At 64.5% G+C, this 15,745-nt stretch carries 16 protein-coding genes; all 16 read right to left on the bottom strand.

The features are described from left to right. The coding region (locus VF092_14610) for a PEP-utilizing enzyme (protein HEX6748526.1) at window positions 1–807 on the bottom strand (807 nt) is incomplete at its 3' end. A gap of 5 nt (window positions 808–812) precedes the next feature. After that, the gene (locus VF092_14605) at window positions 813–1,082 is read right to left on the bottom strand and encodes an HPr family phosphocarrier protein (protein ID HEX6748525.1); all 270 of its coding nucleotides are present in this window, start codon (window positions 1,080–1,082) and stop codon (window positions 813–815) included. Window positions 1,083–1,095: 13 nt separating this feature from the next. Further along, the gene (locus VF092_14600) at window positions 1,096–1,839 is read right to left on the bottom strand and encodes a PTS system mannose/fructose/sorbose family transporter subunit IID (protein HEX6748524.1); all 744 of its coding nucleotides are present in this window, start codon (window positions 1,837–1,839) and stop codon (window positions 1,096–1,098) included. Further along, on the bottom strand, window positions 1,827–2,504 hold the full coding sequence (locus tag VF092_14595; protein ID HEX6748523.1) for a PTS sugar transporter subunit IIC: 678 nt from the start codon (window positions 2,502–2,504) through the stop codon (window positions 1,827–1,829). Before VF092_14595 ends, VF092_14600 begins: the two co-directional genes overlap by 13 nt. A gap of 589 nt (window positions 2,505–3,093) precedes the next feature. Next, window positions 3,094–3,576, bottom strand: coding sequence for a PTS sugar transporter subunit IIB (locus tag VF092_14590; GenBank protein HEX6748522.1), 483 nt, complete (start codon window positions 3,574–3,576; stop codon window positions 3,094–3,096). Continuing rightward, window positions 3,557–3,973, bottom strand: coding sequence for a hypothetical protein (locus VF092_14585; GenBank protein ID HEX6748521.1), 417 nt, complete (start codon window positions 3,971–3,973; stop codon window positions 3,557–3,559). The genes VF092_14590 and VF092_14585 overlap by 20 nt, the downstream gene beginning before the upstream one ends. Then, window positions 3,966–4,928 (bottom strand): HPr(Ser) kinase/phosphatase, encoded by a 963-nt coding sequence (hprK, locus tag VF092_14580; GenBank protein ID HEX6748520.1) that lies wholly within the window; start codon window positions 4,926–4,928, stop codon window positions 3,966–3,968. Before hprK ends, VF092_14585 begins: the two co-directional genes overlap by 8 nt. A 424-nt stretch (window positions 4,929–5,352) precedes the next feature. Next, on the bottom strand, window positions 5,353–5,622 hold the full coding sequence (locus tag VF092_14575; protein ID HEX6748519.1) for a hypothetical protein: 270 nt from the start codon (window positions 5,620–5,622) through the stop codon (window positions 5,353–5,355). 394 nt (window positions 5,623–6,016) lie between these two features. Further along, window positions 6,017–6,901, bottom strand: a complete 885-nt coding sequence (locus tag VF092_14570; GenBank protein HEX6748518.1) for a glycosyl hydrolase — start codon at window positions 6,899–6,901, stop codon at window positions 6,017–6,019. Continuing rightward, complete coding sequence (locus VF092_14565) at window positions 6,898–7,698, bottom strand: TIGR04290 family methyltransferase (protein ID HEX6748517.1); 801 nt, start codon at window positions 7,696–7,698, stop codon at window positions 6,898–6,900. Before VF092_14565 ends, VF092_14570 begins: the two co-directional genes overlap by 4 nt. A gap of 306 nt (window positions 7,699–8,004) precedes the next feature. Beyond that, entirely contained in the window at window positions 8,005–8,805 is an 801-nt protein-coding gene (locus VF092_14560; protein ID HEX6748516.1) for a nucleotidyltransferase family protein, read from the bottom strand. A gap of 5 nt (window positions 8,806–8,810) precedes the next feature. Beyond that, entirely contained in the window at window positions 8,811–9,935 is a 1,125-nt protein-coding gene (locus tag VF092_14555; GenBank protein ID HEX6748515.1) for a glycosyltransferase, read from the bottom strand. 184 nt (window positions 9,936–10,119) lie between these two features. Next, window positions 10,120–10,881: a hypothetical protein gene (locus VF092_14550; GenBank protein ID HEX6748514.1), complete on the bottom strand. Its 762-nt coding sequence runs from the start codon at window positions 10,879–10,881 to the stop codon at window positions 10,120–10,122. Between the two features lie 41 nt (window positions 10,882–10,922). Continuing rightward, entirely contained in the window at window positions 10,923–12,635 is a 1,713-nt protein-coding gene (locus VF092_14545; protein ID HEX6748513.1) for an AAA family ATPase, read from the bottom strand. Continuing rightward, window positions 12,622–14,205, bottom strand: coding sequence for a restriction endonuclease subunit S (locus VF092_14540; protein HEX6748512.1), 1,584 nt, complete (start codon window positions 14,203–14,205; stop codon window positions 12,622–12,624). The genes VF092_14545 and VF092_14540 overlap by 14 nt, the downstream gene beginning before the upstream one ends. Then, on the bottom strand, window positions 14,202–15,656 hold the full coding sequence (locus VF092_14535; GenBank protein ID HEX6748511.1) for an N-6 DNA methylase: 1,455 nt from the start codon (window positions 15,654–15,656) through the stop codon (window positions 14,202–14,204). Before VF092_14535 ends, VF092_14540 begins: the two co-directional genes overlap by 4 nt. Window positions 15,657–15,745: the final 89 nt, after the last annotated feature.

Here is a 15,745-nt window from a genome sequence, read left to right as displayed (position 1 = left end):
CATCGAGGGCATGTGGGCCAGCAGCACCAGCTCCTGCTCCCACTCGCGGATGGCGAAGTCGCGCTCGCGGTAGGCGGCGGTGTCCTGCTCGGTGGGGTTGACGATCACCCGCCCCGAGCGCCCGTCCAGGATCACCTCCTGCCCGTCGCGCACCTGGTCGGACAGGTCGCCGAGGGAGACGACGCAGGGGATGTCGAGCGAGCGCGCGAGGATGGCGCTGTGCGAGGTGCGCGTCCCCAGGTCGGTGGCGATGCCGATCACGTGCTCGGGATCGAGCTGCACGGTGATGGACGGCGTCAGCTCGCGGGCGACGAGGATGACGTGCTTGTGGTCGGCCGCGCGCGAGCCGATGTCGGGGTCGGGGAGCGCCATCAGCCGGCGCTGCACGCGGTTCTGCACGTCGGCCAGGTCGTTCAGCCGGTCCAGCACCATCGGGTGCGACGAGTGCGAGAGGGCACTCTCCCACTCCAGCACGCGCCACTCGAAGGCGCGCTCGGCGGTGAGGTGGTTCTCGCGGATGTAGCCGATGGTGCCCTGCACCAGGTCCACGTCCTCGAGCATCAGCAGCTGCGGCTCGAAGATCTGCGCCTCGACCTCGCCCATCTTGTCGGCGGTGCGGCGCTGCAGCTCGCGGATGCGCTCCTGCGCCCATTGGCAGGCGTCGACGAAGCGCTGGACCTCGTCTTCCACCCGTTCGGCGGGAACGGTGGCGCCGTGCGGCACGCGCGGCACCTCCCAGCGCAGCACGCGCGCGGGGGCGATCACGATCCCCGGCGCGGCCGGGATCCCGTCGCGGACCAGGCTCACGGGCGTCAGTCCTCTCCGAACCGGTTCTGGATGAGCTGCACCAGGGCGTCCACCGCCTCGCGCGAGTCCTCGCCGCGGGCGCGGATCTGCACCGTGCTGCCACACTCGGCCGCCAGCATCATCACCCCCATGATGCTCTTCCCGCTCACCTCCACGTCTTCCTTGCGGATCCAGACGTCGGAGCGGAAGCGGTTGGCCAGCTTCACGAGCTCCGCGGCGGGGCGCGCGTGGAGCCCGTACTTGTTCACGATCTGCACTTCGCTGTTCGTTTCCATCCCCATCCGGCGATCAGGTACGAGCGAGGACGAGCCCCGCCAGGAGCGCCAGCACCATCGCGCCCGCGGCCACGGCGCGCACGCGGCGCCCCAGCGCGATCCCCAGCACGCCGGCGACGAGGCCGGCGCCCCATTCCCACGCGTGCGAGCCCCGCGGCGCCGCGGCCAGCGCCGCGGCGAAGCCGGCCAGGAGCGCGCCGATCTGCGCCGCGCGGTCGCCCAGGCGCTGGAAGGGCACGCCGCGCAGCGTGCCGCCGATCTGCAGCCCGTCGCGCAGGCCGGCCTTCAACCCCCAGGCGCGCATCCACAGGTGGAGCGCGTTGAACACTCCCAGGAACGCCAGCGCGCCGATCCACCACGCGGCGCCGGCGAGGACCAGCGAGACGCCCAGGAGCACCGACATCGGGCGCCACATCAGCCACACCAGCCGGTCGCCCAGCGTGCCCAGCGAGCCGCGCACGGCGGCCTTGAAGCGCGCCACCGTCTCCGCCGGCACGCGGTCGGCCTCCAGCCGGGCGATGGCGCCGGCGGCCACCGCGGCCAGGTACGGATGGCTGTTGAAGAGCTCCGCGTGGCGCCCCAGCGCCGCGCGCAGCCCGTCCGCATCCCCCCGGTAGACATCGCGGAGCGCGGGGACCAGGACGAAGGCCAGCCCGGTGCCGATCAGGGTCTGGTAGTTCCAGCTTCCCTGCACGGCGAACGAGCGCAGCAGCATGCGCCGCCGCACGCCCGCGCCCGGCCCCGTCACCTCAGCCACGCCACCACCGCCCCCGCCGCGGCGCCCGCGAAGAAGAGCGGGTAGTGCGCCCGCCCGAACAGCCGCAGCGCCGACGCCAATCCCGCGACGACCGACAGGCGGACGACCGTGCCCACGGCGATCTCGGGGAAGCCGGAGAAGTCGATCGCGCGCAGCAGCACCCCCAGGATCACCACGCCGGCCAGCGTGAGCGCCGCGCCGCGCAGGAAGTCCACCGCGATGGGAATCCCGTGGCGCCGCGCGACTTCTCCGGGCGTGAGCCCCTCCGGCGGCGCGCCGGCGAAGCGCACGTTGAACTGCCGCATCCACTCCACCGTGTGCCCGCCGAACCACTCCAGCGCCAGGGCCACGAGGACGGCCACGAGCAGCGTCGCCCCCGCGGCCACGGGCGGGGACTGCGACGCGGCGAACACCGCGCCCGCGGCCACCGCCGGCGGCCCGCCCTCGGGATACTTCGCCGCGCCGACGGGAAGGACGGCCAGGTGCAGCGCCTCGAGCACGATCCCCACGGCCATTCCCAGCCCCGGCCGCCCGACCACCAGCCCCCCCAGCGCCGCGGCCACGAACGGGCGCGAGACCATGAACTGCCCCACCGAGGTCCCGTCGAGCGCGACGAGGCCTCCGACCAGGGCCAGCACGGCGATCTGCGCGGCGGTGGGGATCATACCGTCCGGTGTCTCGTCAGCGAAGAAGGCTTCATCCCGTCGTGCCCGATCGTTCCCGAACCGTTACCGGCGTCGAATCACACGGAGTCCATCGTCCGCGATCGCGGAAATCCGTCACGCTGAACGATTTCCGCGCGTACGCCGCATCGCGCCCTCTCCCCCCAGCCCCCTCCCCCAAAACCGACTGGGGGAGGGGGAGACCTCAGCGCGCGGAGCGGCTTCGGCGCGATTGGCTGGCATCCTGCCCGCCCGATGGTCCCCCGGCCATCCGACCAACTGCTGTCATCCTGAGGGAGGCGCCGCGCCGAACTCGCGTCCGCACCAGTACCTGGCGCCGACCGAAGGATCTACTCGATCCCGCGAAGATGCCGGCGCGTCCGCGCGGACATCATCCCAACCCCTGCAAGATCCTTCGGGCGCGGCAGATATCTGCTCCTACGCTGCTCCGGTGTGCCGCGCCCTCAGGATCACACCCGGAGGGGTGTCGCTCGTTCGTCAGCCGCCTCCGGGACGAATGCCGCCCGCGGGAGTCCGCGAAGGCGGACTTCGGGCCGTTGTTGCCGCGAATTCATTCGCCCGATCCGCCTGATCACCCCGCCGGCAGCTCCTTCAGCGGCACCTTCCTCGACGCGGGGAGGTCACGGGCGGAGACCTCGGCGCCGGTGGCGGCGATCTCGTCGAGCCGCGCGCGCTCGTCCGGCCGGAGATGGAGGTACGGGAGGATGCGCGCGCGCCCCTCGGCGTGGTGGATCCCGCCCAGGTTCACCTCCTCGCCCGCCAGCACGCCGCCGTCGGCGATCCGCGCGGCCGTCTCCACGTCGCGGACGAGGACGATGGTGCGCTTGGCGTCGGCCTTCCACGCGGGGACGTCGCCGCGCGCGGCGGCGACGGTGAGGAAGCGCGCCTCGATCTCGGGCGGCACGCCCAGGCAGTACAGCTCCTGCTCCCACGGACTGGCCGCGAGCTCGTCGTCCACCACCACGATGCGGTCGGCGTGCAGGGGGCCGCCCCAGCCCACGACCACCTGGCCGTGGATCAGTCGCTCGTCGACCCTAAACAGCACGATCGGCATGCGCCGCCGCCTCCCGGTGCGCGCCGGTGATCCCCCCGCGCCCCTTCTCCACCAGCCGCTCCACCAGTTCGCCCAGCGGCATCTCGCGGTGGAAGACGAAGTCGAGGAGAACGGGGAGATTGACCCCCGTGACGATCGCCGTCTCCGGCCGCTCCAGGGCGATGCGGCGCGCGCAGAAGGCGCAGCTCCCGCTTCCCAGGTCGGTGAAGACGATGGCCGGCCCCTCGCTGCCCAGCGCCTCGTTGACGCGCGCCTGCAGCGCCTCGGGGCCCGAGCCCTCGTTCGACAGCGGCCGCAGCGCCTCGCCCTCCACGCCGCTGATGGCCAGGACCGACGACACCAGCCCCTGCGCCAGCGACCCGTGCGCCACCACCACGCCGCGCACCGGCTCACTCATAGTCTTCCTCCAGGTACTCCGAGCTTCCGGCCATCCGCGCCTGCAGCCGCCGGTTGAACAGCGCCGCGGTGTCGTGGCCGGAGTATTTCAGCAGGTGGTTCATGGCCACCACCTCGCAGACGACGGTGATGTTCTTCCCCGGCACCAGCGGGATGGTGACCTTGGGGACGGGCACGCCCAGGATGTCGATGAACTGGGGATCGAGCCCGGTGCGGTCGTAGGTGGCGTTCCCGTCCCACACCTCCAGCTGCACGACGACCTCGATGCGCTTCTGCAGGCGGATGGCGCGGATCCCGAACAGGCGGTGCACGTCGATGATCCCCACCCCGCGGATCTCCATGTGGTGCCGCTGCAGCTCGTGCCCGCGCCCGATCAGCACCTCGTGCCCCCGCCGCGAGACGATCACCAGGTCGTCCGCGACGAGCCGGTGGCCGCGCTCGACCAGGTCCAGCACCGCCTCGCTCTTTCCTACCCCGCTGGTGCCCACGAAGAGCAGCCCCACGCCGTAGACGTCCGCCAGCGAGCCGTGCATGGTGGTCGTCGGGGCAAAGCGCTCTTCCAGGAACGGCTTGATGCGGGTGTAGAACTCGGAAGTCTTGAGCCCCGAGAGTATCACCGGCGTGCCCACCTGGTTGGCCACCTCGACCAGCGGCTCGGGCGGATCCTGCCCCTTGGTGATGAAGATGACGGGGATGTCGAAGGAGAGGAACGCCTCGATGGCGCTCCTGCGGCGGTCGTCGTCGAGCGACTCGAGGAAGGAGACTTCCGTCTCGCCGAGCACCTGCACGCGCTCGCTGGGAAAGCGCTCGCTGTAGCCGGTGAGGACGAGCCCGGGGCTGGAGATGTCGGGGTTCTTGATCTCGCGCACCAGCCCGCGCCCGTCGGTCAGGAGCTCCAGGGCCAGGGAGTCCTTCTTGGTGCGCAGCAGCTCGTCGACCGTCAGCGTTGCAGGCAAGCGCGCTCCGTCGGGGCGTCGGGGCTCGGCAGGGTCCGGGGAGTTTGACCCGGAAGATTGCGACCCCGTCACACAGTTCGGCAAGGGCGGGGGCTGGACAGGGGTCTTCGCGGAAATGCGGAGATTACCCTGCGCGCCGGCTCCCCCCCACCCCCGGCCCCTCCCCCACGAGGGGGGAGGGATGGGGGAGGGGAGACCTCAGTGTGGCGTCTGCCTTCCGCGCTGAGTTCTCCCCCGCCCCTGCGAAGCGGGGGAGGGGGCCGGGGGGAGGGGGCCAGCCCGCGCCGCGGACAGGCCCGGGATCCACTCGAAAGCCTGGGGTTCGTCGTCGGATCTGCGGGACCTGGGACAAAACAACGGCCCCGGCGCCGCGTGGTGCGGCGCCGGGGCATCTATCTGGAAAGCGAGGCCGAGGTCCGATGCGTCAGGATTCGGCCATCGCGCTGCGGGGCGCGCTCGGCGCACCGGCCACGGCGCGGACGGTCGCGCCGGACTTGTGCGCCGGAGCGGCCACCGGCGAAACGGCTACGTGCAGCGGGGCCAGCGCGCAGGGATTCTCGGCGCTGCCGCAGGTGCTCAGCCCGCGATTGGCCAGGTCGTGCGCAACCAGGGTGTCGACCCCGGCGTACATTCCGATGCCGAGCATGAAGAGCGCGAAGGCGGCGCGGACGGTGTTGGCGATGGACTTGTTCATCGGTTCCTCGGATCGTCTCGTGGTTTCCAGTTCACGGAGCAGCATCGTCTGCTCGCGAATTAAGACGGAGGGAACCGCGAAAAGGTTTTATTTTGATTCTTAAACCCTGATTAACGCCCCGGCGCGGCTGCGGAATCCACGCCGCACCCGCGCCGGTTTTTCGGAATTCTGTGGATGTAAGATGTTACACCGCAACCATATCTGCTTGTCCTTCGATGGGATGCCGCCTGCGATCGCACACCTCCGGCTCGCGGCTTGGAGAACTCGAAGAGCCGCGCGCGGAGCGCGCCCAAGTCCCTCCCCCAGTCGGTTTTGGGGGAGGGACAGGCTGTTCGGACGCGACGCAGTCGCGCCGAGCAGCCAGGGAGAGGGCTCAACGGAGGCGAGGTAAGCCTCACCCGTACCGCCGCACCATCCGCGCGCAGAAGTCGGCGAACTCGTCCACGCACTGCGGCGGGCTGGTGTGGTGGGGGACGATGCCGCGGCACTCCGGGGTGAAGCAGAACGTCACCGTCACGTCGAACGGCTCCAGCGCGGCCATCTGGCGGTCGAACCAGGCCTCGGCGCCGCGGTCGTGGTCGTCGCTCCAGGCCAGGCCGGTGCGAACCTTCGTAACCCCCAGCTCGCGGAACCACTTCACCGCCTCGTCCAGCCGCGGGTCCTGGTAGTGGAACCACTGGCAGAGGCCGAGCTCGGGCGCGTAATCGCCGAACGTCTCCAGTGCCTTCTTGGGCGTGCCGTCCGCGCGGATCAGGCCCATGTGGAAGTGGCGGAAGTACGACGATCCCTCCCGCTCCTTGTGCCGCGTGGTCGCGCCCCACTCGCGGGGGAGGTCGAAGAGCGAGTACCAGTGGACGCGGCCGGCGCGGCCGCGCAGCATCTCCGCCGTCTTCTTCAGCCCCAGCCGCTGCACCTCCTCGTTGGCGTAGGTCGACACGCCCACTTCGGTGACCCACACCGGGCGGTCGGTGACGTCGCGGACGGACTGGAGGCGCGCGGGCCAGTCGTCCACGCTCCACAGGTTCCAGTCGAGCGGGAAGCCGTGGACCGCCACCACGTCGATCTCGTCCAGCGCGCCCTGCGCCTGCAGGTTCGCGACGAACCCAGGGTCGATGGGGCTCATCCCCCCCAGCACGCGCGGCAGGCCGGGCCGCTCGGCGCGTATGGCGGCCCCTGCGCGCTTCACCATGTCCGCGTAGATCCGCCACCCCCGGTCGATGCCGAAGTCCCAGTGGGACATGTTGTTCGGCTCGTTCCAGAGCATCACCGCCTCGATCACCGGGCCGCTCCCGTGCCCGCGGGATAGACGGCGCGCGGCAGCTCGTCGGGGACGGCGCCGCGGCGGCAGAGGTAGACTTCCTGCTCGGGGTGCTCCACGATCTCGAAGCCTGCGCTGCGCAGCATGGCCTCGGCGCAGGCGGCGTTCGGCACCCACCAGTTGGTGGGATCGTCCGCATAGCGGTGCTCGACGAAGTGCAGCTTGGGATAGGCGTGGAGGTCGAACAGCTCCGTCTCCCAGAACTCGTGGTTCTCGCCGACGTCGATCGCATCCGTCGAGCCGCGCTGCATGCTCTGGAACAGCATCAGATCCCCCACCACGTGCTCGTGGAGGAGGTCGAGCGCGAGGAGCGGGTGGCGGAGATGGTAGAGCACGCCCATGAAGATGACGAAGTCGAACTTCTCCCCCAGCCGGGCGACGTCGTAGACCGAGAGCTTGCGGTACTCGATGTCGAGCCCCTCGACCTCTGCGGCAAAGCGCGCCTGGTCGAGATAGAGGTCCTCGCTGTCGACGCCGACGACACGGGATGCGCCGCGGCGCTTCATCTCCATGCTGTAGAAGCCGGCGTTGCAGCCGATGTCGAGCACCGTCCTGCCGGTGAGGTCGGCGGGGATGGCGTGCGCGAAGTTGCGCCACTTGATGTTGGGGTAGTCGCCCAGGAAGTGCTCGGGCGCCGTCTTCACCCCCTTGAGGTCCAGGTTGTGGAACCACGGGCCCAGCTCGCGGACGCGCGCCTCGATCATCTCCGCCGAGTACGGCCCCGCCTCCACCGTCGTCGTCATCTCCAGTCGCCTCATCGGGTTAGATACTGCACGACACCAGACCTCGCGTCCTCTTCGCGACCGCGCGGGGCCCTCACCCTGGCTGGCCGGCGCGACCCGTCGCGCCCGTCCAGCCTGTCCCTCTCCCGAACTGCAGGAGAGGGACTTCGGCTCGCTTCGCTCGCGGTTACTTCGTGCGGCTGCAGGCTACCGCGCCATCACCGCCCATCGCTCGCCGCGAGCACCGAAGCCTCGCCCGCACCACCGCCTGTAGTCCGCGAAGGCGGACTTCGTGTGGTTGTTGCAGCGAATTCATTCGCCCCTCTCCATGCCGGACCGGCATCACCCCAGCGCGACGCCGGCCGCCGCGCGCCAGGGCCGCGGCTCGACCGTCGCCGCATCTCCCGCGAGGTGCGGGGGGCGCTCCTCGAGCACGTGGATGGCCTCGCGGTAGCCGTGCAGCGTGCCCACGTCCACGTACGCCTGGCCGGCGCGGATGCCGCGCGCGCGGCCGCCCCGCTCCAGCCACGCGTTCACCAGCGTGCCGATGTACTCGTCGCGCCGCCCCCGCTCCTGCCAGAGCGCGTGGAGATCGGCCAGCGTGCGCGCCGGGAGCTTGAACGCGCCCCACACCCAGTGCGTGGCCGCGCCCGGCTGCTTCACCTGGATCTCGGTGACGCTCCCGTCGTCGTCGTGCACCACCGCGTCGAAGAACTCGGGGCGGTCCACGGGGAAGAGGAGGAACGACAGCTCGCCGTCCGGCAGCGCCGCGAAGCCGTCTTCCGGGAACCAGAGCGTGTCCGGCAGCCCCACCAGCACGTCCTCGTCCGCGGCGATGAACGGCAGCGCGCGGAAGATGGAGTCGCACAGCCCCGCCGGCTTCGGCTGGACGACGTAGCACACGTGCGCGCCGCCGATCTCCCCGCCGTAGTAGCCCAGGATGTCGCTCTTGCCGGGGGAGATGACGAAGCAGATGCGGTCCGCGCCGCCGCGGATCATCCGCTCCACCAGGTACTCGCTGACCGCGCGCGGGCGCTCCACGCCGTCCTCGTCCTCGCGGCTCCCCACGGGGAGCAGCTCCTTGCTGAACGCGAGCGGCTGGATCCGCGTTCCCGCCCCCGCCGCCGGCACGATCCCCCACATCGCCCTCACGCCTCCATCGCGAGTGAACCTTCCGCAACCGCTTCTCCCCCGCCCCACTCCTCGCCGCGCACCGCCGCGTCCAGCATCTCCTCCAGTTCCATCGCCCGCCGCTTCGACGTGTGCTCCGCCAGCGTCCGCTCCCGCGCCGCGGCGGCGATGCGCCGCAACTCCTCATCCCCCAACGAGATGGCGGAGATCGCCTCGTCCGTCGTCGACGCGGTCAGGATCTCCTCGCCGGGGGTGAAGAAGGCGCCCAGCCCGTCCCACGCGTCGGTGAGGATGGGCACGCCGCACGCCGCCGCCTCGAACAGCCGCCCGCTCGGGCAGAAGCCCATCTCCGCCATCGCTCGCCGGGTGACGTTGAGCGTGAGGCGCGACGAGCAGAAGAACGCGGGATGGCCGGCCGGCGGAAGGTGGCGCTGGAAATAGACGTTGTCCGTCCACGGAAAGTCGTGCGGATACTGCGCGCCGGCGATCAGGAAGCGCCGCCCCGGCATCCGCCGCGCGGGGGCGATGAACAGCGCCTCGAGCGCCGCCTGCCGGTCTTCCGCGTAGGTGCCCAGGTAGCTGAGGTCCGCGCGCGGCCCCTCCAGCGGCGGCACGGGGCGATGCACGTCCGGATCGACGTGGCCGTAGAGGGGCGCCGCGCGGCGGGCGCCGAGCGTGGTGCGAAGCTGCTCCAGCGCCGCGCCGCCGGTGAAGGAGAGCACCAGGTCGAAGCCGCCCAGCCCCTCGGGGGGGAGGTACGGCACCTCGCGCCCCGTCTTCACCCCGTCGAGAGTGACGGGCGTGTCCAGGTCGTAGAAGGTGCGCAGCTGCGCGGGCGAGTCGAGCACCGCGCGCGCGGCGGCGACGCCGTCGGCGCAGTAGGAGGTGACCATCGCCACGTCGGCGTCGGCCAGGTGGCTGCGGGCGCAGGGGAGGACGGCGTCCCAGGAGGGATAGAGGACCAGCTCGCCGCCCGGGATCTCCCACAGGTCGCGCGCGCCGGCGTAGTACGGCACGTCGCGCTCGAAGAACACCACGCGGTGCCCGCGGGCGATGAGCGCGCGGACGAGACCGCGCCAGAGCGTGGCGTGCCCGTTCCCCCAGCTGGAGGTGATGGTGAGTCCGAAGACGACCAGCTTCATGCGCCCCCCGCACGGGTGCGAGGGGCAGGATCGTACACGCGGAGGAAGGTGGGCATCGGCTCCGAAGTCAGGAGAAACAGCCGCCGTTCACTCCGGTCGTGGCGGATGCAGAAGCCGAGCCAGTGGAGGATCTACGTAGAAGCTGGGGCAAGCCTAGAGCCGGGAACTATCGCGTGCATAAGCTTTAGCCTTCTAAAAGTGCTTGAATCCACGGGTGCGCTGAATCCCGCATACCGCGCAGCAGAAATATCATCTCTCCGCTGTATGGAGAGTGACGATCAATCGCGCGCTTTATCTTCTTCGCTACAGCCTTCCATTCCCGTTTGAACACAGCGTTCGTCTGGGAAAGAAGAAAAAGTCGTTTCCCCTGTTCAACATTCGCGATTAGGTCAACGGCAGCCGTGTGCCTCTGCTTGCACGTAGGTTCATGATCGAGGTGGTAGATCTCGATCGAGGTCTTCGCTCGAAGTTTGTCCATCGAATCTTGAGTTGCGGGGCACGGCTCCCCGTTTTCTTGCTTACAACCCAGCAACTCCCAATCGTTGATATCACATGGATCCAAGAGTGTTGGTGTTTCTTGGTCAAGGGCCCCAGGAGCATACAACCGACAGCTCTCATCGAGAAGCGGGAAACGATCCGCTTTACCCCCTTTTGTGCCGCCACCCTTCCGCAAGCTGTTGCAAAACGTACAAGAGTACCGGAAGTTCGACCTGTCGAAGGCAAGCCACCGGTAACCTGTATGTGGATTAGCGGCATCACTCACCCGGTTCTTGGGCCGGAAATGATCAACTGCATTGTCAGATCTCGTTATTACAGTTTCACAAAACCAGCATTTGTCATGGAGTAGCACAGCAAGTTGGTTCTTAAGTTTTCTCCAGACATGGGCGCCATCGTCAGGATCACCCCCAGCAGCAACTTTGTCTGCGGCGGCCTTCGCCTCGTCCATCCATCCATCTGGAACTCGAAGGTTGTCTAGATCGACAAATCTCATTGGAACTCGTTCTTCAGGTCGGATTCTTCGGCGAGCAACTCGTCAATTAGCTCGGTAGCGAGCGCTTCGCGGTCGTCGCGGCTCATCTGCAGAACGGCACCAGCGAGGACATCACCGTCTGCAGTTCCGAAGCGAGCTTCGAGCTTCTCATTGCGGATCCTTAGGTATCGCGAAAATTCATCGTCAGGATGGAAGAACCGGAAGCCGAGACGACTCAAGGAATGATTTAGCCTTTCAAGCTCCGCTTGTTCCTCATCGGTAAGAGTTCGCTTGCCTGCATATATCCGTTGTTTTTCAAGGAGTAACTGCGTCGGCTTATCCATAGACGACGCGATACCGAACATATCGCTTGTAACGATCGCAGCGTAGCCTTGTCCACGCGGATCGAGTTCGGGAAAACTCACGACCACCTTACGAGCACCATCCTGCGAGGACAATCTGAGAATCTGAACCTGCTCGCGTTCCAATTCAGCGATCGCCAATGGGTTGTGGGTAGTGAGTACTACGTGGCTACTTTCGCGGTTGTCATCGTCAGTTCCCACAAACTTGCGTAAATAATTCAGATAATCGACACTCCAACGTGGATTCAAGTGTGTATCCGGTTCATCGAGAAGGAAAAGGCTCTGTTCTTCCGCTGTGAAGCGAAGGAGACCGAGCACCGTCAATAACTGCTGTTCGCCTTCACTGAGCTCGCGGAAAGTGACCCCACCGTCGTTCTTCTTCAACCTCACGCGAATCCGGACTTCTTCAATAAGTTCAGACACGTGAGTGCTCTCGAGCCCCCGGAAGAATTCAGCAGGCGTTCTCCCTCCTACGAGAGATCGCAACGCCCCGATATCCTTGACATAAAGATATAAGTATTCAAGTGTCTCTTTGTTCCAGAGCGAAACAGGAACGCGGCGTGTGATGCGAACAGGGGCCAAAGCGGTTTCATACAACTGCGCAAGAAAGTCCCGAACGATCCCGCGGGCGTTCCAAAATCTTGGATCCCCATCGGGAGCATTGGATGTCCAAGGTGGCTGCCGAAGGACAAACAAGACCGAATCAATACCTTCGTCTGGGTCAAGCCCAAGATGTTCATCCAAGAACGCGCGAACTTCCTCGTTCTGCTGAATCAGGAAGGCGAGCAGCACAAACTGACTATGCACGGGAAGAGCAAAGAACAAACGCCTTAATCCCGGATCTTCCCCGCGCCGCAGCAGCCGGTCATATGACTCCAGATATGGCCTGAACACATCACGCATACGCGTGCTTTCGCCCGAATAATAGCCAAATACATACCGAGGTAGATTCAAATGGTCTTCATCCAAAAACTTGGAAATTTTCGTCAGTTTCGATCGCACATGCGAATCCAATGCGAGCTCACCCGACTTCGCATCGGCAATATCCTGTGATTTGCGTGTAATGTGAAACACGTACGGTGCTTTCTCCCGGTCTGGATCGGCATCAATCTCAATACGGCGCCCTCCGGATGCTGGGCCAATCGTGTAAGTAAGTTGATAAGCAAATTGAGGGCCTTTCTTCGTAATCAAATCCCGAAAAATTATTGCGAGTGCCTCGAGGACATTCGATTTCCCCGTCCCATTCCATCCAATGACGACGGTAACCCAATGCGCAGCATCGAAGTCAATGGTTACGTTCTTTAGATTTTTGAAAGTATGCGTCGGGCTGTCTTTCGGGCTCCCGATCGTGAGCTTATCCAGTCGCATGTTCGTCCTCCCCAATCAGCCTGATACGATCGTACAGTTTACGACCCTCAGTATCTCTCTCGGTCGACGTTTCGAGGCGACCGGCCTGCGCGAGATCCCGAAGTTCACCATAAAGTTGTTCCACACGGTCGGTTTCTGCGCCGTCAGTTAGCCCACAGCGGCGAAACGCTTCGTCAGCGGAGATCCATCCTTCAGCGTCCCTGAGTGTCTCTAGAAGGGTCCGCACGGTGGTTATCCTCTCCTTTTGCCGTGGTTTTCTCGGTTTCTGGACACTGGTCGCCCTGTCCCGCCAAGCAAGGATTCGGTTAAGCAAGAGCGCCGCGGGTTCATCGGCAGGATCCTGAGTCCCCAACGCGCCGGCAAATGCCTTCTCCATTACTGCGGATGGGAAGCGTTCAACCCACCGAACCGCCCAGCGATATCGCTCTTCGAGCGCGTCGGCTTGGGAGAAGAGGCCTTCAACTCGATCGACAATCTCGTGTTGATATTCCAATGGCGGAAGTAGTACAGGGGCTCGCGTTAGCGTCTGGTTGTTAATTTTGGGCATGTTACCAGCGGTCCCGGTGGCGTTCTCTCGGAAGAACTTCCGTACGGCTGGACTCAGGAGCGAATAGTGAAGGTACTTAGTGAGTACCCGCTCGTTGGCCCGACACTTCATCATCAGGTCGGGATAAATAAAACCATAAGGTGGTCCGTCATAGATTGCGCTTACGCCTACATACTCTAAAGAGTTAGCACGCTGCACAAGGATGTCTCCAGGTTGCAGCCACAGATGTGAGGATCGCGGTATTTCTGTGTCCACGTATTTGAAATTCTCGGGGAGAAACTTACCGGTGGTTGTCGCGCGCAGCGTAAGCGACTTCACAGGCGTCTTATAATCCACTGCACGTGGGGAGTAGCCATTTCGCGGTTTCTCAATGAGCAGGTCGCCGATCGTCACATGTTCCCACGCATCAATTGGGATCTCAGCGTTTAAGTCGAGCATGCCTGTTGTTGCTGCGTGGAGAACTGCGGACCGAAATTTATCGAGATGATTCGGAATACGCTTAAGATGTTCAAGACAGCGATCAGCTCGGGACTGCAGATCGGTGGCAATGCTCGCGATCCGACGTTGTTCTGCTAAAGGCGCGAGTTTGATCCGGGTGGCTTCGAAAACCCCTTTGGTAATGTGGCGCAGCCCGACACCTCCGTGTGCAGCCTCAATCAGCTCATTGAGCCGCTCGTTCATTGCGTACCGAAAAAATCGCTTATCTAAGAGACTTTCATCGAAATCCACCCTGAAGATATGCTGGTTTAGTACGGCTTCGCCGCCTTCCCAGATGAACGCCCCGAACGACGTGCCAGGAGTTCCGGACCATGAAAACAGCAGTTCTCCGCCGTGTAGGCGATGTACTTCGTCTACCTCCCCCTCGTAATAGTTGAACGTAGCATTCGGGTCCTTCAGATTCTGAATACGAACAATCGGCAATCCTTCGGTCGTCCATTCTGACGGACCAAATGCACGGCCATTGCGCAACACGCAAAGGCTGCCAATTGGTGCCTCTATCCAACCGTCAGGAACTTTGGTCACTGCTCATCCTCCTCACCGAGAGCACCAAGGATCCCGCGAAGGTGTTCCATTGCACACTCGAGTTCTTCCAGAGCTTCGTGCGCGAGTTCCACTGGATCTCGATCAATTATGTCTACGTCACGGGTGTTTCCCCGGCTCCAACTAAGATCAAGACTTTCATTCCGCGCAGCAATCTCTTCCCGGCTGTAACAGCGAAAAGGGCCGCCGTCCGTTGATTCCCTGCGGAGCGCCAGGGCGTCAGACGATCCCCAAGGATCATCACCGAATTCTTCTTCGAAGCGGTTAAACGCCGCGCGGATAAGTTGTTTTCTCTTACCATACTGCGGCATTCCGGTCCTTAGATCGTAAACCCACACTTTTTGTGTGTTAGCTATCTCTGAACTCCCGCGTGTAAAGAAGAGTACATTGGTGTTAACACCTTGAGCATAGAAGATCCCTGTGGGCAGCCGCAGGATCGTGTGGAGATTGCATTTGTTCATCAAGTCTACACGAATTTGTTTACCAATATTGCCCTCGAATAGGACGTTGTCAGGAAGGACAACAGCTGCCCGCCCTCCGGGCATAAGCCCAAGGTAAATATGTTGGAGAAAACAAAATTGTTTGTTGCTCGTAGGAAACGGCAAATCCTTACGAGTTGGAACTCCTCCGCCACTCTTGGTTCCGAATGGCGGATTCGTAAGGAACAAGGTGGCCCGCGGCAGTGCAGCGCCTACCGGACTGAGAGTGTCCCCCAAACGGATGCCGGCGCCGTCCGGTCTCGATTGTATTCCATGCAGCATCAAGTTCATCAATGCGAGACGGTGCGTATCCTGCACGTGCTCCATCCCGAAAAACGTCCCCTCCTCAAACTTCTGCCGTTGGTCACGAGTCCACGTCTCTGGGCGTCCATTCTCGAGTATGTACCTTTGTGCTGCGACGAGAAACCCACCCGTGCCAGCTGCTGGGTCCTGAATCACATCGTCCACCGAGGGCTTCATCACCGCAACCATACAGTCGATGAGCGGTCGAGGCGTGAAATACTGGCCAGCCCCACTCTTCTTCTCGCTCGCATTTTTTTGCAACAACCCCTCGTAAAGATCGCCAAGACCTTCCTGACGCGCGCGATACCAGTCGAATTCATCGATCTTCGCCACCAAAATATTCAAACTACTTGGTTGCCGGAGAAGAGAGGTTGGGTTCGCGAAAATGGCTCGTATCTGTGGATTTTCGTCCGTCCCGAGCGTAACCAGCTGCTTGCGATAAAAGTCGAACTGATCCGCTCCAGTGCGTCCGGCTAGATCGGTCCAGCCAAACCCCCGCGGAAGTTCGGCATCTGCCCCGGTTTCGTGCGCCATCTTTAAAAAAAGCAAATATGACAGTTCATTCACATACTGGTGATATGTGATCCCGTCATCCCGAAGGATGTTACACAAGCCCCAGAGTTGCTGGACCAGATCTGAGTTGCTCGCCATTTCTCCCAGCTGTGTTGTCGAATTCTCGTTGGCTAAACACGATAACGCAGATCCACACTAGGCGGATCTGCGGGGAAGGACCGGGTTCC

The sequence above is a fragment of the Longimicrobium sp. genome (assembly GCA_036377595.1).
GTDB lineage: Bacteria > Gemmatimonadota > Gemmatimonadetes > Longimicrobiales > Longimicrobiaceae > Longimicrobium.
Note: the sequence above shows the minus strand (reverse complement) of the source record. Positions and strands in the feature narration are given on the sequence as shown.